Genomic DNA, 19,913 nt, shown 5'->3' on the forward strand with positions numbered 1-19,913 from the left:
TGTTTATGTTCTGTCAACGTCATTCCGTTGTTATATTTCCTTACAATTTCCTCTTAAAGGGTAGCAAACTTTCAATATTCCCTCAAAGCTAAACCTAAAGAATATGTCGATTAACATCACAAAAACAAACCAGTTAACCTCTATAAAACAGGTTAAAACGCTACATTCGCCACCCTGCGCAACACATAAAGAACATTAAAAACACTATATTAACAGTAACTGCTTTGACGCAATATCCATGTAGTTTAGTTTCATTATCGAAAAAACAGGCTCGGCAATAGGGCCAATTTGCTTATCAATGTAGTATTGGTAATCAATTGGTGACGTTCTGTACAGTAAGGATTCCGGTCCATTTACAGTAATCTGATAATCAATCTGCGCCCCACGCTTGCCAAAAGAGGCATCTCCTGTTAAGTCGCATAATTGTTGAGCGACTTTAACATGAGGAGAAGATTTAGCCGTGTAATCTTCAATATTGCGTCGCATACGTTTGCGAAATACCAAATCATCATCCAACTCGCCATCAAGCAGCTTTTCAAACACACTGGCCAAATAAACACTGATATCCCTTTGGTTAAACATCCGTTCATAGAGTGACTCTTGAACTTTGCGCGCTAAAGGGCTCCAATCACTGCGCACTTGCTCCATACCTTTAAAAGTAAGCTCAAGTTCATCGCTCGCATTACGCCACGCGCCAACATAACGTTTTTTACTGCCTTCTAACGACCCTCTTAAGGTCGGCATAAAAAACTGCTCATAGTGGCGTTCAAACTGTAACTCGAGAAAACTCTCAACTTGATGATCTTCACCGATCTTAGCCTGCCACTTAGCATTAATTTCCCGCGCCAGAGTGTTACCTAAGGCGTTAATGTCTGAGAGATCAGGCTCGCTGCCAAGCCAGACAAAGGTCGAATCCGTATCGCCGTAAATCACTTGATAGCCCATCTCTTCTATCCATGCGCGGGTTTGTTTCATGATTTGATGGCCACGCATAGTGATCGAACTTGCTAACTTTGCATCGTGGAAAACACAACCTTGAGAACCTAAAACCCCATACAACGAGTTCATGATAATTTTTATCGCTTGGGATAAAGGCGCATTGTGCTCACGTTTGGCCTTTTCGCGCTGCTCAGATAATGTTTGGATAAGCTTAGGTAAAATGGGCTGTTGCCGACTGAAACGCCCACCGAGAAACCCCGCAACACAGTCAGACTCGGGCAATCGCAAACCTTCAATTAATCCCTTAGGGTCAATCAAAAAGGTACGAATAATGGAGGGATACAGACTTTTAAAATCGAACACTAAGATGTGCTTATAAAGTCCCGGTACAGAATCCATCACATAGCCACCGGGGCTTTCGATCCCATCACTCGCAGGAGCATCGGGTGCGACGTAACCGGCTCGATGTAGATGCGGTAAATACAAATGATTAAACGCCGCCACCGAAGCCCCTACCCGTCCCAGTTCTAAACCTGTCAGTTCGGCACGCGCGAGGGCAAAATCCCACAATTGAGTGTGAGTAAAAATATCCCACACTAGGCGGCTATCGGTAAGATTGTAATGGGCTAATGCTTGTTTATCGGTCTTAAACAGCTGGTCAATTTCTTCAACGCGATTATCGACGTTATGAATGGCCTTGCCTTCACCTAATAGTTGCCGCGACACAAATTCCAACGAGAACCGCTCAAAGTGATAAAAAGCAGCTTTAAGCCAATCGATACCATCGAGTACCACACGGCCCGGTAAAACTAAGGTTTCTGGGCGAAACTTATTATCAACTTTCCAATCGAGCTTGGCACCGCCGCGGCCAATGGTGAGCGGAATACGATGTAATAATGCACGGCGTGACAATAGCGCGAGATCGAAACTCACCACTGACCAACCGATAATAAAGTCAGGATCAAACTCATGGAACCACGCGATTAATCGATGAATGAGTGCAGCCTCATCGGCCACCCATTCAATATATTCGGGAGAGTTTGATTCAGCCTCACCCACCATAATCACTTTTTCATAAGTCTGCTTGAGGCTATCTTGCTCACCGTCTCGGCCACTGTCTTGACCATATAGTGCAACCGAATAGAGTAAACCCTCAAAGCTACATTCAAAATCCAGTGAGATACAGCGCAAATGTACACCCGTTAAAGGGGCAATACTCTTAGCCCGCTCGGCGATAAACACGGGCAGCGAGTTAGCCTCAAGACTGTCGCTAGTCGGCGCAGAGAAATGTCCTAAAAACGCCACATCAAGTGCCACAAACCGCTCGATTAAATAACGCTGTTCAGGGCGAATGTCGGCTTCAAATAAGGGGATGTCGGCATCTTTAGCGATGCGCTGTAAGGTACGTAAGCTGTTGCTCGATTTAGCATAAACACCACTGACTGCGCCGCCTTTAAAGCTTTTGAGCGCTAACGGTACAAACCGCAATGCTTGACCCGGCGTTTGCAACTGCAAAGCCGTGACATCAGTTTGATGACAAAAACAAATGTGTTCAGTGCCTTGCACTTCCACCAGCACAGGGCCTTGGGCGGTAGCCAGATAATACTGCAACACTAAACTCCCATGACGATGAATCGCATGGCGTGTTAAGACTCGACCTTGTACACTAACGGCCGCGGTAGCCTCTGACTTCATCGCATGGGTTCCCAAATCGCATAGCTAGTCAATTTAGATGGTTCCTCAATTAAAATGCCGCCAAATGGCAGAAAAGTTTCTTAGGCTATGCAATCACTGTTATTATGTACAGCATTAATTCGATAAAGTAGTGACGCATGTTACCTGACAATGTAAAAACCCAGATCCGCGCCATCTATAAGGATATTGCTACCGCCTTGCCTAATTTTAGGCCGCGCCGCGAACAAAACTATATGGTAGCGGAAATCTCTAAGACCCTCGCCGGCGACTATGATAAAGATAGGCGCATCATTGTGGTCGAAGCAGGGACTGGGATCGGTAAATCATTGTCTTACATCCTCGGTACCATTCCACTGGCATTAGCGAGCAAGAAAAAGGTCTGCATCGCTACCGCAACTGTCGCTTTGCAGGAGCAATTACTGCATAAAGATTTACCCTTTTTTCTTGAGCAATCTGGCTTAAATTTCCGCTTTGGCTTAGTTAAAGGTCGACAACGTTATGTGTGTCTATCGAAACTGGCGATGCTCATCGGTGACGACAACAGTACACAAATGGCCATGTGGCAAACTAAACCTGACAATAGCCAAGTGGCTATGATGCATGGCCTGTTAAAAGACTATAACGAAGGTCGCTGGAACGGCGAAATCGACACCTTAGCCGTGCCGCTGCCCGATCACCTGTGGCAACAAATCGCCTGCGACAAACACAGCTGTCATCGCCAAGTCGCCAGCCACAGAAATTGCCCGTTCCATAAAGCCCGCGAAGATGTCGATACTTGGGACGTGCTCATCGCCAACCATAGCTTGTTATTCGCCGATTTAGAGCTAGGTGGCGGCGTGATTTTGCCCGATCCTGAAGACGTGTTTTATGTTATCGATGAGGCACATCACTTACCGATTGTGGCGCGGGATTTCTCCAGTGCGCAGGCCACGCTGAGGGGCGCATGCGACTGGCTCGAAAAAATTGGTAAAACCTGCGCCAAGTTACAAAACCAAATAAAGAGCAACAATATCATTGCCCCCGCGCAGGCGATGCAAGATCATTTAGGCGATCTTATCAGCCAGCTCAATCAAGTGGCCCACTACTGCGATACCCAGACCAAACACTTTGCCAATCCTGAAAACCGTCTGCGTTTTGAGCACGGCAAACTGCCTGACTCATTACTCATTCTGGCCGAAAACCTTGCAGTGACCTCTAATCTTGCCCTCAAACAGTTTAATAAAATGCTGTCACTGCTAGCAGAAGCGATTAAAGATGGCGACATTCCTAAACATCAATCCGAAGCACTGTTAGCCGAAACCGGTTTTATGCTGCAAAGGCTCGAAAACCTGCAGAAACTGTGGAGGATGATGGCCAAGGAAGATAAGCACAAAGGCGCACCTATGGCGCGCTGGGTCGAACTCATCACAGGTAAACAAGTGGATTATCTGTTTAGCGCCTCGCCGATTGAAGTCGGTTTTATGCTGGAATCCATGCTGTGGCAAAAGGCCGCAGGCGTAGTCTTATGTAGCGCCACGCTGCGCGCACTCAATAACTTTGACCATTTCGTGCATCAAGTTGGGTTGTCACTCAATGATGGCAGTCGTTATTTAGCCTTACAATCGCCCTTCGATTACCCCAATAATGCGACACTTTATTTACCCAAAATGCGCACTGAGCCGACGGATGATGCCTATACGGCTGAACTTGCCGAACAAATCATCACCCTTATTGAAGGCGAAATGGCAACCTTAGTGCTATTCGCCTCCTACTGGCAGATGGAAAAAGTGGTTGAATTACTTGAAGGCAAACTCACCACTGAACTACTTATTCAAGGCAATGCGCCACGGCAACAATTATTAGAAAATCATAAAGCTAAATGCGATAAGGGCGAACCAAGCATCTTGTTTGGCACCGGCAGTTTCTCTGAAGGTCTCGACTTACCGGGCGATTATCTGACTAATTTGATCGTCACTAAACTGCCCTTTGCCGTGCCAACCTCGCCCGTTGAGCAAGCGCATGCAGAATATGTCAAAGTCAAAGGCGGTAATCCCTTCTTACAACTGACGATCCCAGATGCTTCACGTAAGCTTATTCAAAGTTGTGGTAGATTACTGCGTAAAGAGCAAGATTATGGCCGAGTGACTATTTTAGATAGGCGGTTAGTCACTAAACGCTATGGTAAGTCCTTACTGGATGCCTTACCGCCCTTTAGACGTGTTATAGAGTAGGATTAAAATTTGGAGTTGTTACTCGAGCCCAGTCATTGGGCCCTGTTGGCAGTCATAGGTCTTATCGCTGGATTCATTGATGCCGTCGTGGGTGGCGGTGGCCTATTGTCGATCCCCGCACTGTTAACCTTAGGCATTGCGCCGCATACCGTATTAGGCACTAATAAGTTAGCCGCAAGCTTTGGCTCTTTTATGGCGGCTTGGACCTATTATCGCAAGCACCTCTTTAAACCCTCGTTTTGGTACATGGCTTTTATCGCCACCTTTATCGGCGCGGTATTGGGCAGTTTCTTAGTCTATTTAGTCGATACTCAATGGCTCGAAAAAGTCCTACCCTTGCTGATCATTGGCATCGCCATTTACAGTTTAGTCAGCCCCAATGCGATGTCAGACGTTAACTGCCAAGCACCAACCAGCAAGCCGCCAGCCAAGCAACAATGGCTACAGGGACTGGCTTTAGGCACTTATGACGGTTTTGCTGGCCCAGGCATTGGCGCATTTTGGACTGTCACATCCGGCTCTTTGTATAAACTGCCTTTACTGCACAGCTGTGGCCTCGCCCGTGCGATGACCTTCACCAGCAACTTGACCTCATTGACTATCTTTGGCTGGCTTGGGCAGGTAGAGTGGCAAATAGGTTTGTGGATGGGATTGTGCATGATGTTAGGCTCATTTATCGGCGCCCGCTGCGCGATTAAATTTGGCATGCCCTTTATTCGTCCACTGTTTATTTTGATCGTACTAATGATTGCAGCGAATTTGGCATGGAGCGCATGGTTGTGAACACCCAACAATTACTGGTGATGCTAAAAAATCAGCTCAAAGCCCTAGAGCAAGAAGTACTGCAACACGATAATCGACTCGCGCCGCCACAGCGCAAACTCCTGCAAGAAACAGAGCGTTTTAATCACTCGCTGTTTGTCCAACACGGCGCCCAACTCGGCCCCTGTATTGAACAAATTCGTAACAGTATTATGCAGCTCGAAAAACAAATTAAGCTTAAACTCGCCCCCCAGACCATTGCCCTGAGCTGTGAGCGGATCCAAGATAGATTTACCGCAGTCAAACGAGCCTTGCTGACCACTTCTATCGACATTAAGTCTAAAACTCAGCAGCGTGCCAGTAGCCGTGCCCGTTTTGCACAGCGCCAGAATCAGTCTCACCAAGCCAGTGGTTTCGATTGGATCGCCAATAACGTGATGCAAAATAGTCATGAGATCTACGAAGAATTGAACAAACATCTGAATTGGGCGAAAAAATTTGAACAAAAAATTGAAGAAATGGAATCAAAACTTGAAAACTGTCATAGTGCTGACAAAATAAAATTGCAAAATGACATCCTTTTGATGCATCGTCGTCTAGGGAAATGCAGGCAAGCTATTAGTTATATAGAAGATCGCATTCAAATATTCGAACGTCCGTATCAGAGTAATAATCGTTAAGGAGTAACAATTGAAATCACTTTTGCCAATCAGCAGCCTGCTAGTATTACTCGGTTCTGCTTCAGCCTTCGCCGCAGATCTCAACATTCCGATGTCTTTTGAGTACCTTGCACTCGATGGTAAAAAAGTCGAGTCTAGCGTGTTCAATCATAAAAGCAGCTTAGAATTGACACCTGGCACTCACAAAATCGCCATTCGTTACCATGAAATGGTAGAGGATGATTTTAGCGATAGCCAAACCTTTGTTAAATCAGCCCCTTTCATCGTGACCTTAGACGTTGATGGCGACTATCAATATTACCTCCAAGCGGCCGAAGGCAAAGTCGTTAAAAAGCCTAAAGTTTACGCGCAAAACCCACAAATCAAATTAACCCGTAGTGACAAAGGCAACGTTAATTACCAAGTGGTGAATACCAATTTAGAAGAAGAAAGCTTCGTCTCTCGCCTTTTCAGTGGTAATCAAGCCGTTGACGTATCCGGTACTGCCGCAGCAGCAACTGGTGCAGCTGGAGCAGTAGTAGCCGTTGCACCAGCACCCGTGGCAACATCGGCGACCGTTAGCGCGACGTCACTCACTGCCCCCGTAGACACCTCTAAAGCAACAGCTGCTAATCCACAACAAATGTTGCAATACTGGTGGCTACAAGCGGATGAGAAAACGCGTAAAGAATTTATGAGCTGGGCAATTTCACAGCTATAACAACTTGCGATAACGAGGTTTAGTCAATATTGACTCTGATCCCACTGGTTTATCACGCCAGCTATTCCAAGCTGGCGCTTCCTCCCCATCACAGATTTCCCACCACTAAATACGCACATTTACGGCAGTACTTACTCGATAACCACATTGCCACGACTGCACAATTCCACGCACCAACGGCCATGAATGCAGAAGATGTAATACAAGTGCATCAACGCGAATATGTAGAGCAATTTATCGCGGGAACCTTGCCAACAGCGGCGCTAAGACGGATTGGTTTCCCGTGGAGTGAAGCCTTAGTTGAGCGTACCTTGCATTCTGTAGCAGGCACCACACTCACAGCTTCATTAGCCATAAATCAGGGTATTGCCCTGCATCTCACGGGTGGCTACCATCACGCCCATTACAATTTTGGCAGCGGCTATTGTATTTTCAACGACCTTATCCTCGCGGCCAGAAATGCCATCGCGAGCCAGCAAGTACACAAGGTACTGATTTTTGATTGCGATGTGCATCAAGGTGACGGCAGTGCAACCCTTAGCCACCAACATCAAGGGATCATCAGTTGCTCGATTCACTGCAAAGAGAATTTCCCGAGTCGTAAGCAGTATTCCCACCATGATATTGAACTAACCAAAGGCAGCGATGACAATCTGTATCTCGAAACCGTGGAGCAGACACTCGCCCTCCTTATCCGAATCCATCAACCAGATCTGATTCTTTATGATGCAGGGGTCGATATTCATCAAAATGACGATCTTGGCTTGCTCAATATCAGCCAAGAAGGACTGTTCAGACGGGATTTAACTGTGTTATCAATGGCAAAATCGGAAAATATTCCAATTGCAGCCGTGATAGGCGGCGGCTATAGCAGAGACGCACTACAATTAAGCCAAAGACACGGCCAACTTTTTATTGCGGCAAATCATTTGTGGTAGCAAACTCAATGAAAACCGTCATGGAGCATAACAATGCAACTCGAAATCCGTAATTACTACGAAGTTCTTTTAATGGAAATATTGTCAGATGAAGGACTTATGGACGAACTTCCTGAGGACTATCTCGCCGACTTATGTTGCGTGACCTTAAATCAACTGCCAGTCCGCTACATACGCCACCTCGTCGATACTTACTTCTTTGAAGACTATAACGAGCTGCAGGAATTAAAGCGTGAGATCCAAACCGCACTCGAAAAGTCCCGCGCTTTTCTTAAACAAAATCTGCAAAAAAGATTACAGGAAGAAGCCGAAGCCAATCGTTAATTTCGTTAAAGGTTACTGTTGAGAGTATTTTTAGCCGTTGTAGTGGCAAGAACAGAAGCAGGCAATGGATTATCTCATTGTGCAGAAATATTAACGCTATAAATGATTAACGGCAGAAAACGGAAATAGTCTGCAAACTAAAATATTGAATAACATAAATTGAGTAGATATAGAGAAGTACAAAGGAATAAACAGAGGGAAAGTTGAATTGGAGGTTCCCCTAGAGCCGACACCCCGGCACACGAGTCGCTTGCTGCGGTTGCTCCCTTCCGGGCCTGGCCGAGTTCACAAGTTATCATTGCGGGGGGACCCTAGGGTCACCATAACTTCGAACATTACTTTGAATGACATAAACCAAAGCATTGCTTGAACGCGAAGGATTATCCCCCATGGACCCTATGGGATCAAGCGCTAATCGATAAGATCTCTTAATATCCCACCTAACTGCACAATCTATAAGCAAATGAAGTGATTGAAATGATAAAAGCCTGCAAATGCAGACTTTTATATATGTTTTATTGGATCTCTTATCATAAAAATCAGCAGGCTACAGCGCAATCATCGCCAAAGGTGGTTACAACTTGATCAAATGGCGATTTTGCTCAATTATCTTAGCCCCAACACCAGAGACATTGGCTAAGTCATCTATAGCATTGAACTTACCATTTTTAGTGCGATAGTCGACAATCGCTTGAGCCTTTGCGGCACCAATCCCTTTGAGCACGAGTAACTGCTCGGCTGAAGCGGTATTGATGTTGACTTGAGCGGCATCTGGCATAGCTTTCTTCACATCCGATGCCATTTCACCTGCTTCAGTTTTAGCCTGTACTTTCACGGCGGCCTTGGTTGGGGTTTCTGTTGCGATTGCTAGGCTTGCCAAAAAAGCCGTTAATGCTATAGCACTCATAAAAGCAGGTATACGATTTGTGGTTTTCATAACAATTCCTCTATTCCATGATTTGCGGCCTTTCGTCCTACTTCCGTGGCCTCAAATCAAAAATAGTCTAAGCTGTCCCGAAATACCAAATCGGCGTCATAAATATTCACTATCGCTAAACTTCTGTCTTCAGCTCAATGAGCCAGTGCTTGACTATGATAAAAAGATGCAAAAAGCATCCTTTTATCATTCAAATAGCTAACGGTCTTTAAAATAACAACATTCATTAAGCTAATCGAGCTAGCGCTTGGTTCAAGTCGGCGATGATGTCGTCACAATCTTCTAAACCAATAGAGATCCGCAGCAAATTATCACCAATCCCAGCGGCAGCCCTTGCCTCTGGCGTATAAGGTGAATGCGTCATCGATGCAGGATGTTGAATCAGGGATTCAGCATCACCTAGACTCACCGCAATTGAGAACAACTTTAGATATCCGACAAAGGCCATGGCTTCTTCTAAATTTGCCGCCAGTTCAAACGCGATAACACCACCAGCACGTTTCATCTGCTGGCCAATGAATTTATGCCCTTGATGAGATTTAAGCCCGGGGTAATACACACGTGTAATGCTTGGATGTTCCGCCAAAAACTCCGCCACACGCTGAGCACTATCGCAATGGCGCTGCAAACGCACATCTAAGGTTTTAAGGCCGCGTAAGATCAGCCAAGCATCATGTGGCGATATCACAGCGCCAATATCCTTTAAAATTTCATACTTCACTTTATGGAGCTGTTCTTCACTGCCACACACTATCCCCGCAATCACATCACCATGGCCATTCAGATATTTAGTCGCACTGTGGATCACCAAATCAATACCAAAATCCAGCGGCCTCTGCAGTAATGGGGTCATAAAGGTATTATCGACAATACTGACCAACTGATGACGTTTGGCAATATTCGCAATTGACGCTAAATCAAATACCTGCAAATGCGGATTGACAGGGGTTTCACAGAAAATGACCTTAGTATTGGATTTAATCGCCGCTTCTATTTCTGCTTCCGATGAAAAGTCCACTAGGGACACTTCAATACCAAAGCGGGCAAACTGAGTCGTCATTAGCGCATAAGTACAACCGTATACGGCATTCGACGCCACTAAGTGATCGCCCATCTGCAAATTAGCCAGCAATGCGGCGGATACTGCGCCCATACCAGAAGCAGTTGCTGCTGCGGCCTCAGCCCCTTCTAAAATCGCCATTTTACGTTCAAGCTCGGCAGTTGTCGGATTCCCTAAGCGCGTGTAAATATACCCCGGCTCATTACCCGCAAATCGCTCACCGCCTTGCTGTGCAGACTCAAACACAAAAGTCGCACTTTGGTAAAGCGGCGTCACTAAGGCACCAAAGGCCTCTCGCTCATGGCCGCCATGAATAACCTGTGTTGCCGCCTTCCACATCTTGCCTGACTCATCTTGCATACCTAGCTCCTTGTCATTGGCATTGAGCAGTTCCCGTTCTTGATTGATTGTTGGTGTGGAGCGCTCAATGCCCGCATTATGGATAATCTAATAGATAAGTTAATGAAACATTAGCCCTATCGAATAAGCCCTACCATAACGCGGCCAAGCACTGAAGCCAGTGGCATGACGAAAATATCAGCGTTCAAAAGTGTAATTAACTTGTTACATAGCACTTTTACGTCGCACTTAGTCATTCTCTTTATCTGCAAAAATCATAAAAAATGCGCTAAGGAACAAGTCCATTAGCGCATCTACTTTCGGCTATTTGAATCGTTTAATCATATGATATTCAATAGCATCTACTCTTTAGACTTATCTTTAGATGACCGCGATACCCTATCATCAACATCGGCGAACTGGCCTTTTAATGCGTCGCGACCTTCCTTGGTAAACAGCTTGCCTGAAAACTGCTTAAGTTCGATCAACAATTCCTGATGCACTTTAGACAATTTAGGCCTTTGATCTTCTCTAAACACAATCGGCCGACACAGCGCCATGGCTTGATATCCAAGACGCGCCGTTAGCATACCGCCGCCTAAACCTTGGGCCAAGCGAGCAGACAATTTACCGGTCATTTCAACCGATAACAGCTGTGTTCCTAAATCGGTAACTAACTCACTGGTACCCGCATAAATAATATTAATGATAATACTGCGGATAAGTTTAATCCGGCTCCAATAACCTAACTCAATGCCATAACAACGGGCCACATCGCGCAGCATGCGTTGATTACGCCATAGGATAATCGCCATATCGAGCACAGCTAAAGGGCTGGCCGCCAGTAGCACTGCCGACTCGGCTGCATATCTTCGCACCACTTTCTTTGCCAGTTCATCCCGCTCAGTCAGCACTAAGTCCTCGAATAACAATACTTTCTCGGCATCATTATGTTCATCTTTTAATGAACGGCGAAGTTGCTGCAAACCTTGGCTGTCTTCATAGTGACAAACGATATTATCGATAAAGCCGTCTGCTTCACCCATTTGCATGCTCTGCGCTAGCCTTGCACCCGTTTCTTGAGTATCGGCGACCTGTTTGAGTCGCTTGAGCTTACGGTATTCACTGACTGCACTCGCCAATGCCCACGCACTGACAACCCCAAGCACCACACCATAAAAACTGAACAACCAAGGACTCTCAAGCCAAGCATCCCTCAGTCCTAATCCTGTTTGAACGACTACAAGCAGCAATAAACTCACAGCTGCTAGACGAGCGAGCCAAGACCAACGGCGTGATTTTACAAGTTGAGGCGATACCGATTTAGCATCGATCATTTTAGGATGGGATGACAGCGTTTCATCCATCAATTCCTCAATATCAGCAGCCACTTCTTGCACTGGCGTATGGGGATCAAAGGCTTTCGCCCCTTTGAGCTCCTCTTTGCTAGGTTTGAGCTCCACTATTTGTGGGTCAAACAGTTGCTGCTTTTTCAGCGCCTTATGCTCAAATGAGTATACAGAGAAATTAGAGGCCTGCTCATTAGCGTTATCCGATAGCTTTAACGTCATTCCAACTTATCTCCCAGTAAGTACTGCAGCAGATGATCGAGACGAATATGGTCAAAATGCACTTGAGAAGGGTCAACATTAACATTGCTCGGCGGCGCGAACCCAACAAAATTAAACCCTTGGTCACGCCAAAAATGCGCTTCAGGTAAGCGAGTGGGCACTTCGCCGGGAAACAAGGTCAGGGCTTTACCATTGAGTCCCATCCCCTGCACGACTTCCACCTCGCCCTCTTGGGTCGTTACCATGCCATGGCGAGTCGCTTTAATGGCGCTAATCGCCATAGTCTCCACTTTACAACCATCGAAACTGGCAAAATGCTGGCTGTGTTTCAACATATCGGTCAGCAGGGACAAAACATGGCTCTGCTGATCGCGAGTCACATGGTCAACCTTGCTCGCGGCAAACAACAAACGGTCGATGCGGGGGGCAAATAAACGCCGTAAATAACTCGATTGGCCAAACTGAAAACTTTCCATAATGGCATTGAGCGCCGCGCCCATATCCTCAAATTGCTTTTTACCGCGATTCAACGCACTAAAACAGTCAACGAGTACTAGCTGCCGATCAAAACCGGCAAAGTGGTTTTTATAGAAAGGCCTAACCACTTTAGCCACGTATTCTTGATAGCGTTTTTCCAGTACATGGAATCCACTGTGTTTATCGCTTTGCGAAAGCGCAGCAAACTTTTCATCATTAACCAATAACAGGGGGAAAAAAGCCAATAAGGGAGCGCCCTGCCATTCACCCGGCAATAACATGCGCCCAGGTTGCGCTTGGTAATAACCTTGCACGTGCACTAAATCATTGAGTAATAGCTGATATTGATCGGCAATCTGCTTTAATTGCTGCTCATCGGCGCTGGCGGCTAAATCCAATAAAATCAAAGATTGTTCAAACTCAGCATACAAGGGTGAGCTTTTAAGATTCTCGATGCGAACTTGTTGAGCGCGACACCAGGTTACAAAGTCTTGGCGCAACATAGGTAAATCGAGTAACCATTCGCCAGGATAATCGACTATGTCTAAATACAAGGTGGCGGTATCAGAAAACTTTGCCAGTAAGCCCTTCTTAGGTTGGTATTTAATCGCCAATCGTAACTCAGAAATAGTACGAGTGGAGGCAGGCCAGATCGCAGGTTCGGAAGTGAGCGCTAACATGGCGCCTTGATAATCAAAACTGGCGATTTCAAGATCCGGCTGCATGGCACGCTTAACACCGAGTAAACGCTGATCGCGGCTCACCTGCCACAGTGGCAAAGCACTGTTGTTGCGGGCATGGGGTAACGTTGAGACAGGTCCAGAATTGAGTAACTGATTGACTAACCCCGTAATAAACGCTGTTTTTCCTGCACCAGAAAGCCCCGTCACGGCCAAACGTAAATGCCGGTCCGCGGTGCGATGTAACAGGGATTGGCCCTTTTGGGTTAATTTATGGAGCGAGGCATCAAGCATTCCCATAGAGACTTCCCTTATGTCGAATGATGTTAACTTATGTCAAGTGATGTTGACTATACACTGGAATGGAGCAGAGATTAAGCAACAAGGGCGGACATGGCCGCCCTTTAGAAGGGTTACAAACTATTGATTTGTCTTTTTAAATCAAAGTTGTCAGAGGTGACATGGCGTTCTAAATTTTGTAGCCTAACTTCTAGACTTCGAAATTGACGACTCACGTCGCTTAGCGCTTGCTTTGCGGGTTCTCCCGACTGCCACGGCTTCTTCTTCACCTCGATATCGTCTCTATCGTAATGCTTTTGCGGCTTGATGTCTAAAATCACCCACAAAGCGACATAGATGATAAATACCACACCTGAGCCGCCGAGTAAGAAGATAGACACAGTCAGCACTCGCACTAACCAAGTTTCAATCGCAAAGTACTCGGCAATCCCTGCACATACACCCGCTATTTTGCCTGACTGGGGAATGCGGTACAAAGTACGGCCATTAGATCCTCTCATGTTTCCCCCTCCATTCGGGCGATTCTGTATCCAGAATGGCCTCTAAGGTCTCGATACGCGCCGCCATTTTATCGGCCTTGGATATCAAATCATTGAGTTGTGAAAACTCTTCCTCAGTGAGTCCCTGGCTCACTTGTCGCTTACTGCGATAATGAAGAACTAACCATATTGGCGCGACTATCACCATGAAAATAATAATCGGCGCCATTAGCACGTCCATATCCATAACTCACCTCTGAATTGTTATTCTTTTGACTTAGTTGGCACTTTACCTTTTACCTTGGCTTTGAGCGCTGCCAGCTCTGCATTCACAGAATCTTCCGCTTCTAGCGCCGCAAACTCATCGGCTAAGGTCTTCTTGCTGCCAAGATCGTAAGATTCAACTTGGGCTTCTAAGCCTTCGACACGACGCTCATATTGCTCAAACTTGAGCATAGCATTGTCGATCTTGCTTGAATCTAGCTGCTTTTTCACCTCTAAGCGTGATGACGCGGTTTGAGTGCGCAAAATAATGGTCTTTTGACGCGCTTTTGCATCGAGCAGCTTTTCTTGCAACATGCCCACTTCATCTTTCAAGCGTGCGATATGTTCATCGATGACGGCTAACTCTTGATTCAGCGTATCGGCTAAACCGGTCGCTTTTTGTTTTTCAACTAAAGCGGCTTTCGCTAAGTCTTCACGGTCTTTGGACAGTGCCAGTTCAGCCTTATCTTGCCAATCTTGCACTTGCTCTAACACGCGGTTGATACGACGTTGCAGCTCTTTCTTTTCAGCTAACACTTTAGCTGAGGTAGAACGCACTTCAACGAGTGTGTCTTCCATTTCTTGGATAATCAGTCGAACCATTTTTTCTGGGTCTTCGGCTTTATCCAGCAATGCGCTGATATTAGAGTTAATGATATCGGCGAAACGAGAGAAAATTCCCATAATCCTATCCTCAAATTGATGTTGGTCTCGCACAAGGTAATACACTAACCGTGCCAACTTTTACTTCTTGTTTAAATACAGCAACTTAAACAAAATATTAACTTTTACTTCCTTTTACGCTTCAAGCCACTTATTATCATTTTCACCAAATTTTAGCGCGAAAGACTAAAAAATATCGTGGATAATAAATTTCAGCAAGACAACCTTATCGGTCAATCCAACGCCCTACTCGAAGTGTTAGAACATGTGTCGCAAATAGCGCCTCTGTCTAAACCCGTACTGATTATTGGTGAACGTGGTACAGGTAAAGAGCTTATTGCCGAACGCTTACATTATCTGTCTAAGCGCTGGGATCAAAGTTTTATTAAGCTAAACTGTTCATCTTTGAGTGAAAATTTACTCGAGAGTGAATTATTTGGCCATGAGTCAGGAGCCTTTACTGGCGCCAAAGGCAAACACGAAGGCCGCTTTGAGCGCGCCGACGGCGGCACCTTATTCCTCGACGAATTAGCCAACACCTCAGGACTTATCCAAGAAAAGCTTCTGCGTGTCATTGAATATGGCGAATTTGAGCGGGTCGGCGGCAGCAAAACGGTGCAGGCTGATGTTCGTTTAATCTGCGCCGCCAACGAAGATTTACCATCACTTGCTGACGCAGGCGAATTTCGTGCCGACTTGCTCGATAGACTCGCCTTCGATGTAATTACTCTGCCACCACTGCGTTGCCGCCCAGAAGACATAATGACGCTGGCGGAATATTTCGCCGTTGGCATGGCGCGCCAATTAAAGCTGCAGCTATTCAGCGGTTTCAGCGCCCATGCGGTCGAGCAATTAATGACCCACGACTGGCCGGGTAATATCCGTGAACTTAAAAACGTAGTCGAGCGCAGCGTTTACCGTAATGGTGGTGAAAATAGACCCATCGATCATATTACCCTCGATCCCTTTGCTTCACCGTATCGGCCTAAAACTCGGATCAAGACCCGCGAACGTCAAATCACCTCAGTTGCGCCAACAACTGTTGCCAGTACGCCACAATCTGCGCCGATATTTGAGGCTGAAGTACAAGTCAATACTGAGTATTCAACAAATTGCTTTAATTTTCCGTTAGATTTTAAAGAGCAAACGGAGCAGTACGAAATGGATCTGATCCAGCAAGCACTTTCAAACAGCCAATATAACCAAAAGAAAACCGCCGACATGCTAGGGTTAAGCTACCACCAACTGCGTGGCATCCTTAAAAAGTACAATTTACTTGATAAAGCATAAGCAGATTGCCCACGGGGGAGATGCACTGCTAAAATAGCCGTTCATAGTCGATAAAATAATGATTTATAAATGAGTGTGCTAATTAGACGCCTGTGCCTAACAACTGCAGTTTCTTGCATGAGTTGGTTGTTGGTCGCGTGTGGCCCCCAACGACTCCCTTCTGGTTTGGTGTATTGCTCCGAAGGGAACCCTGAGTCTTTTAATCCACAATTGGTGACATCTGGCACGACAATCGATGCCACCTCACATCAAATTTATAGTCGCCTAGTGGATTATGACACCCAGTCAGGCAAGCTTGTCCCTGCCTTGGCGACGAGTTGGGCCATGTCTGATGATGGCTTAAGCTATCGTTTCACTCTCAGGGAAAACGTGCAGTTCCAGCATTCAAAGCGTTTTTACCCAACTCGCCCCTTTAATGCCGACGATGTGTTGTTCTCCTTTAATCGTATTATCGATACCCAGCATCCTTATCATTTTGTCTCCCGCACGGGTTATCCCTTCTTCCAAAGTATTGGCTTTTCTCAGCAAGTTAAAGGGATAGAGAAGATAAACGATCATGAAGTGGTCTTTTACTTAACCCGCAAAGACGCTTCTTTTCTGTCGAATTTAGCCACCGACTTTGCGGTGATCTTATCAAACGAATACGCGCAGCAGCAGTTAGCTTTAGGTCATCCTGAAAACGTCGACCACTTTGCCATTGGTACAGGACCGTTCACCTTAGTGCAATACGCTAAAAACGAATATATCCGCTATCGCCGTAATCCCGATTTTTGGGGAGAGCCAGCAAAAATCGATATGCTGGTATTTGATATCACGCCCAAAAGTACAGTTAGGCTCGCTAAGCTTATCGCGGGGGATTGCAGCGTTTCTGCGCTGCCCAAAGCAGGTGAACTGCCTGTTATCAAACAGCATCAAGAATTAAACATCGAATCACAACCAGGTCTTAACGTAGCATTCTGGGCCTTTAATACGCAAAAGCCACCGTTAGATGATGTTCGCGTACGTCGTGCACTTGCCTATGCTGTTGATAAACAAAATATCCTGCGAGCGGTTTATCAAAATACTGCCATTGAAGCCACCGGCGTTCTGCCGCCAGCATCATGGGCCTACGAAAATAACAAAGGACTTGTCGATTACAATCCGCAAAAAGCACGTGACCTATTAAAAGAAGCCGGTATAAAAAATCTCAGCATCAATATTTGGGCCATACCGGTTGCCCGCGCTTATAACCCCAATTCGTTGAAAACGGCCGAATTAATTCAATCCGATTTAGCAAACATCGGCGTAAAAGTGAATATCGTCAGTTACGATTGGAGCGTATTTAATCAGAGACTGAGCCGCGACGACTATGATTCTGTGCTGATTGGCTGGAATGCTGATAACAGCGATCCCGATAACTTTTTTAATCCGCTGCTGAGCTGCGCAGCAATGCAATCAAACAACAATCGTTCTCGCTGGTGTAACCCTGAGTTTGATGCAATCTTAAACAGCGCAAGGGAAGTATCAGATCAAGCGGAACGTAAAGTGATTTATCAACAAGCAGAAGCCTTTTTAGCTGAACAAGTACCTATGCTGAGTCTGGCCCATGCCAAACGTGTAGCGTTAACTCGCAGTGATATCAAGGATATGCAGCTTACGCCTTTTGGTGGGATTTCCTTCACCCATACTAGCCAAGCACCACAGGAGGCGAATTAATGTTTACATACCTACTGCGTCGCCTCAATTTATTTCTTGCTACTTCGTTAGTCATGGTGGGTGTCTTATTTTACGCTACAGGCTTGTTTCCAGTTGAGCGCACCTATGCACTCACTGGCATACATACACCGACGGCGACCCAACTGGTTCAAATAGAACAAGACTACAAATTAGATAAAAACCAAGCGTGGCAATTTATCGCTTACCTACAACAAAGGCTTAGCGGTAATTTAGGGATTTCAGTCACGTCACATCAAGAAGTCGCCGAAGAACTCAGTGCCGTCCTACCCGCCTCCTTCGAACTTGCTGTGATGGCGGGCATTATCGCAATTTGCTTGGGCGTGCCCTTAGGCGTGCTCGCCTCCCAGAGTCAACATAAGCTCACCCAAAATACCATTATGGCGATTACCCTAACAGGCTACTCTGTACCCGTATTCTGGTTAGGCCTGTATCTTTCACTTTGGTTTGGCGTCGATCTTGGTTGGTTACCAATTTCGGGACAAATCAATTTGCTCTATGAAATCAAGCCCGTGACTGGCTTTATGCTAGTGGATACCTTGTTGTCAGAGTCAGAATACGGCATGTCGGCATTTAAAGATGCCCTGCTGCATATCATTTTACCTGCCACAACACTGGCCGTGTTACCTTTTACTGTAGTGGTTCGTAGCACCCGTTCGGCAATGGTGAATGTGATGAATCAAACCTTCATTCGCGCCGCCGAAGCCAGAGGCATGCATACTGGCACGATTATACTGCGCCACGCCCTGCCCAATGCGCTGATCCCCGTACTTAAACATTTAGGGCTAATGCTTGGCTCATTTGCCAGTTATGCCATAGTGGTTGAAATGATTTTCTCTTGGCCTGGTGTAGGATCTTGGCTAGTTTCAGGGATTTACCAACGGGACTATACTGTTATCCAAGGTGGGATTTTGGCCGTGGCCCTATTGATTATCTTCCTAAGTATCTTGATTGAAGTGCTGCACACAGCCTTTAATCCACTGAGCAGAAAAGACCTTTATGCCACCAGTTAAAATTTATCAAGAAGATCAAATTGCCTCTCCGACTATGCGGGTTTGGATTAACTTTTCGGCTAATCCTTTCGCCCTAGCGGGTCTATGGACGATTGCATTTCTGCTCTTGCTAACCCTGTTTGGCCCTATGATTGCGCCCTTTCCGCCAGAAGCACAAGATCCAAGAGCCTTGCTATTGCCACCCTCTTGGGACCCTTCAGGGACAGTGGCGCACTTTTTAGGGACTGACGATCTCGGCCGCGATATTTTCAGCCGATTATTACACGGCGCGCACTTGACCTTTGGCATGGCGCTGCTGATCGTCGTTACTGCATTATTCACAGGCTTTATCATAGGGTCGTTGTCGGGCATGATGCGGGGCTTAAAATCCAGTATTCTTGGTCATTTGCTCGATGCGCTGTTATCAATTCCTTCATTATTAATGACCATTTTAGTAGTTGCTGTAATGGGACCAGGGCTTGAAAATGTGTTCTGGGCCGTCGGGATTGCCTTAACCCCACAATTTGTGCGCTCCATACACCAGTCAGTGCATGAAGAATTACAAAAAGAATATGTCACAGCCGCGCGTTTAGACGGCGCTAACTCAATGCAAATTTTTTGGTATGTCATTATGCCAAACGTGTGGGAAGTGGTGATTATTCAAACCACACTTGCCATTTCAGCTGCTATTTTAGATATCGCGGCCCTGGGTTTTTTAAGCTTGGGCGCACAGGCCCCGAGTCCAGAATGGGGTGCTATGGTCGCCCAAGGGATGGATAATTTACTAACTGCACCTTGGGCCGTAACTATCCCAGGCTTAGCGATTCTTTTCAGTGTGCTTTCCATTAACTTGGTTGGCGATGGCCTACGGTCGGCGCTTGCGCCCATCAGAAACTAACT

General features: G+C 46.1%; 18 protein-coding genes and 1 other RNA gene. 10 read left to right on the forward strand and 9 right to left on the reverse strand.

What is annotated here, in order from left to right; translation table 11 throughout:
• Positions 1–204 precede the first annotated feature (204 nt).
• Positions 205–2,634, reverse strand: a complete 2,430-nt coding sequence (locus L5M71_RS10060; RefSeq protein ID WP_263181112.1) for a DNA polymerase II — start codon at positions 2,632–2,634, stop codon at positions 205–207.
• A 137-nt stretch (positions 2,635–2,771) separates the two neighbouring features.
• Between L5M71_RS10060 and dinG the strand changes: the two genes are divergently transcribed.
• The 6 genes from dinG to L5M71_RS10090 are packed head-to-tail and all read left to right on the forward strand — an operon-like array spanning position 2,772 to position 8,248.
• A complete protein-coding gene (gene dinG, locus L5M71_RS10065) occupies positions 2,772–4,844 on the forward strand; it encodes an ATP-dependent DNA helicase DinG (protein ID WP_106650158.1) in 2,073 nt (690 codons plus the stop codon).
• 9 nt (positions 4,845–4,853) lie between these two features.
• A complete protein-coding gene (locus L5M71_RS10070) occupies positions 4,854–5,627 on the forward strand; it encodes a sulfite exporter TauE/SafE family protein (RefSeq protein WP_263205632.1) in 774 nt (257 codons plus the stop codon).
• Positions 5,618–6,286, forward strand: coding sequence for a primosomal replication protein (locus L5M71_RS10075; RefSeq protein WP_411568970.1), 669 nt, complete (start codon positions 5,618–5,620; stop codon positions 6,284–6,286). Before L5M71_RS10070 ends, L5M71_RS10075 begins: the two co-directional genes overlap by 10 nt.
• A gap of 10 nt (positions 6,287–6,296) precedes the next feature.
• Complete coding sequence (locus L5M71_RS10080; protein WP_261274054.1) at positions 6,297–6,986, forward strand: DUF2057 domain-containing protein; 690 nt, start codon at positions 6,297–6,299, stop codon at positions 6,984–6,986.
• A gap of 29 nt (positions 6,987–7,015) precedes the next feature.
• Entirely contained in the window at positions 7,016–7,924 is a 909-nt protein-coding gene (locus tag L5M71_RS10085) for a histone deacetylase (RefSeq protein ID WP_263203203.1), read from the forward strand.
• 33 nt (positions 7,925–7,957) lie between these two features.
• Positions 7,958–8,248, forward strand: a complete 291-nt coding sequence (locus L5M71_RS10090) for a late competence development ComFB family protein (RefSeq protein ID WP_028760452.1) — start codon at positions 7,958–7,960, stop codon at positions 8,246–8,248.
• Between the two features lie 217 nt (positions 8,249–8,465).
• On the opposite strand, the gene ffs is transcribed toward L5M71_RS10090, so the two are convergent.
• From ffs to pspA, 8 genes are all read right to left on the reverse strand, one after another.
• Positions 8,466–8,563, reverse strand: an RNA gene (gene ffs / locus L5M71_RS10095) — signal recognition particle sRNA small type.
• 259 nt (positions 8,564–8,822) lie between these two features.
• Positions 8,823–9,185, reverse strand: a complete 363-nt coding sequence (locus L5M71_RS10100; RefSeq protein WP_263178541.1) for a ComEA family DNA-binding protein — start codon at positions 9,183–9,185, stop codon at positions 8,823–8,825.
• Positions 9,186–9,411: 226 nt separating this feature from the next.
• The gene (gene megL / locus L5M71_RS10105) at positions 9,412–10,605 is read right to left on the reverse strand and encodes a methionine gamma-lyase (protein WP_263205635.1); all 1,194 of its coding nucleotides are present in this window, start codon (positions 10,603–10,605) and stop codon (positions 9,412–9,414) included.
• Positions 10,606–10,946: 341 nt separating this feature from the next.
• Positions 10,947–12,155 carry a YcjF family protein gene (locus L5M71_RS10110; protein WP_263205638.1) on the reverse strand — a complete coding sequence of 403 codons (1,209 nt, stop codon included), beginning with the start codon at positions 12,153–12,155 and terminating at the stop codon, positions 10,947–10,949.
• A complete protein-coding gene (locus L5M71_RS10115; protein ID WP_263205641.1) occupies positions 12,152–13,612 on the reverse strand; it encodes a YcjX family protein in 1,461 nt (486 codons plus the stop codon). Before L5M71_RS10115 ends, L5M71_RS10110 begins: the two co-directional genes overlap by 4 nt.
• Before the next feature lie 113 nt (positions 13,613–13,725).
• Entirely contained in the window at positions 13,726–14,112 is a 387-nt protein-coding gene (gene pspC / locus L5M71_RS10120) for an envelope stress response membrane protein PspC (RefSeq protein WP_028760457.1), read from the reverse strand.
• Positions 14,099–14,338, reverse strand: a complete 240-nt coding sequence (gene pspB, locus L5M71_RS10125; protein WP_006081138.1) for an envelope stress response membrane protein PspB — start codon at positions 14,336–14,338, stop codon at positions 14,099–14,101. Before pspB ends, pspC begins: the two co-directional genes overlap by 14 nt.
• 17 nt (positions 14,339–14,355) lie before the next feature.
• Complete coding sequence (pspA, locus tag L5M71_RS10130; RefSeq protein ID WP_263205644.1) at positions 14,356–15,039, reverse strand: phage shock protein PspA; 684 nt, start codon at positions 15,037–15,039, stop codon at positions 14,356–14,358.
• Between the two features lie 177 nt (positions 15,040–15,216).
• On the opposite strand from pspA, the gene pspF reads away from it, so the two are divergent.
• The 4 genes from pspF (at position 15,217) to L5M71_RS10150 (ending at position 19,911) form a co-directional block, all read left to right on the forward strand.
• Complete coding sequence (gene pspF, locus L5M71_RS10135; protein ID WP_219250257.1) at positions 15,217–16,308, forward strand: phage shock protein operon transcriptional activator; 1,092 nt, start codon at positions 15,217–15,219, stop codon at positions 16,306–16,308.
• 69 nt (positions 16,309–16,377) lie between these two features.
• Positions 16,378–18,003, forward strand: a complete 1,626-nt coding sequence (locus L5M71_RS10140) for an ABC transporter substrate-binding protein (protein WP_028760460.1) — start codon at positions 16,378–16,380, stop codon at positions 18,001–18,003.
• On the forward strand, positions 18,003–19,034 hold the full coding sequence (locus tag L5M71_RS10145; RefSeq protein ID WP_028760461.1) for an ABC transporter permease: 1,032 nt from the start codon (positions 18,003–18,005) through the stop codon (positions 19,032–19,034). The genes L5M71_RS10140 and L5M71_RS10145 overlap by 1 nt, the downstream gene beginning before the upstream one ends.
• A complete protein-coding gene (locus L5M71_RS10150; protein WP_263205647.1) occupies positions 19,021–19,911 on the forward strand; it encodes an ABC transporter permease subunit in 891 nt (296 codons plus the stop codon). Before L5M71_RS10145 ends, L5M71_RS10150 begins: the two co-directional genes overlap by 14 nt.
• Positions 19,912–19,913 lie beyond the last annotated feature (2 nt).

This window comes from Shewanella sp. SW1 (genome assembly GCF_025653545.1).
Classification (GTDB): domain Bacteria; phylum Pseudomonadota; class Gammaproteobacteria; order Enterobacterales; family Shewanellaceae; genus Shewanella; species Shewanella oncorhynchi.

Coding starts and splice junctions, on each gene's coding strand:
- L5M71_RS10060 (WP_263181112.1), bottom strand. CDS start 2,634: ATGAAGTCAGAGGCTACCGCGGCCGTTAGTGTACAAGGTCGAGTCTTA.
- dinG (WP_106650158.1), top strand. CDS start 2,772: ATGTTACCTGACAATGTAAAAACCCAGATCCGCGCCATCTATAAGGAT.
- L5M71_RS10075 (WP_411568970.1), top strand. CDS start 5,618: ATGGTTGTGAACACCCAACAATTACTGGTGATGCTAAAAAATCAGCTC.
- L5M71_RS10090 (WP_028760452.1), top strand. CDS start 7,958: ATGCAACTCGAAATCCGTAATTACTACGAAGTTCTTTTAATGGAAATA.
- L5M71_RS10100 (WP_263178541.1), bottom strand. CDS start 9,185: ATGAAAACCACAAATCGTATACCTGCTTTTATGAGTGCTATAGCATTA.
- megL (WP_263205635.1), bottom strand. CDS start 10,605: ATGCAAGATGAGTCAGGCAAGATGTGGAAGGCGGCAACACAGGTTATT.
- L5M71_RS10110 (WP_263205638.1), bottom strand. CDS start 12,155: ATGACGTTAAAGCTATCGGATAACGCTAATGAGCAGGCCTCTAATTTC.
- L5M71_RS10115 (WP_263205641.1), bottom strand. CDS start 13,612: ATGGGAATGCTTGATGCCTCGCTCCATAAATTAACCCAAAAGGGCCAA.
- pspC (WP_028760457.1), bottom strand. CDS start 14,112: ATGAGAGGATCTAATGGCCGTACTTTGTACCGCATTCCCCAGTCAGGC.
- pspB (WP_006081138.1), bottom strand. CDS start 14,338: ATGGATATGGACGTGCTAATGGCGCCGATTATTATTTTCATGGTGATA.
- pspA (WP_263205644.1), bottom strand. CDS start 15,039: ATGGGAATTTTCTCTCGTTTCGCCGATATCATTAACTCTAATATCAGC.
- L5M71_RS10140 (WP_028760460.1), top strand. CDS start 16,378: ATGAGTGTGCTAATTAGACGCCTGTGCCTAACAACTGCAGTTTCTTGC.
- L5M71_RS10145 (WP_028760461.1), top strand. CDS start 18,003: ATGTTTACATACCTACTGCGTCGCCTCAATTTATTTCTTGCTACTTCG.
- L5M71_RS10150 (WP_263205647.1), top strand. CDS start 19,021: ATGCCACCAGTTAAAATTTATCAAGAAGATCAAATTGCCTCTCCGACT.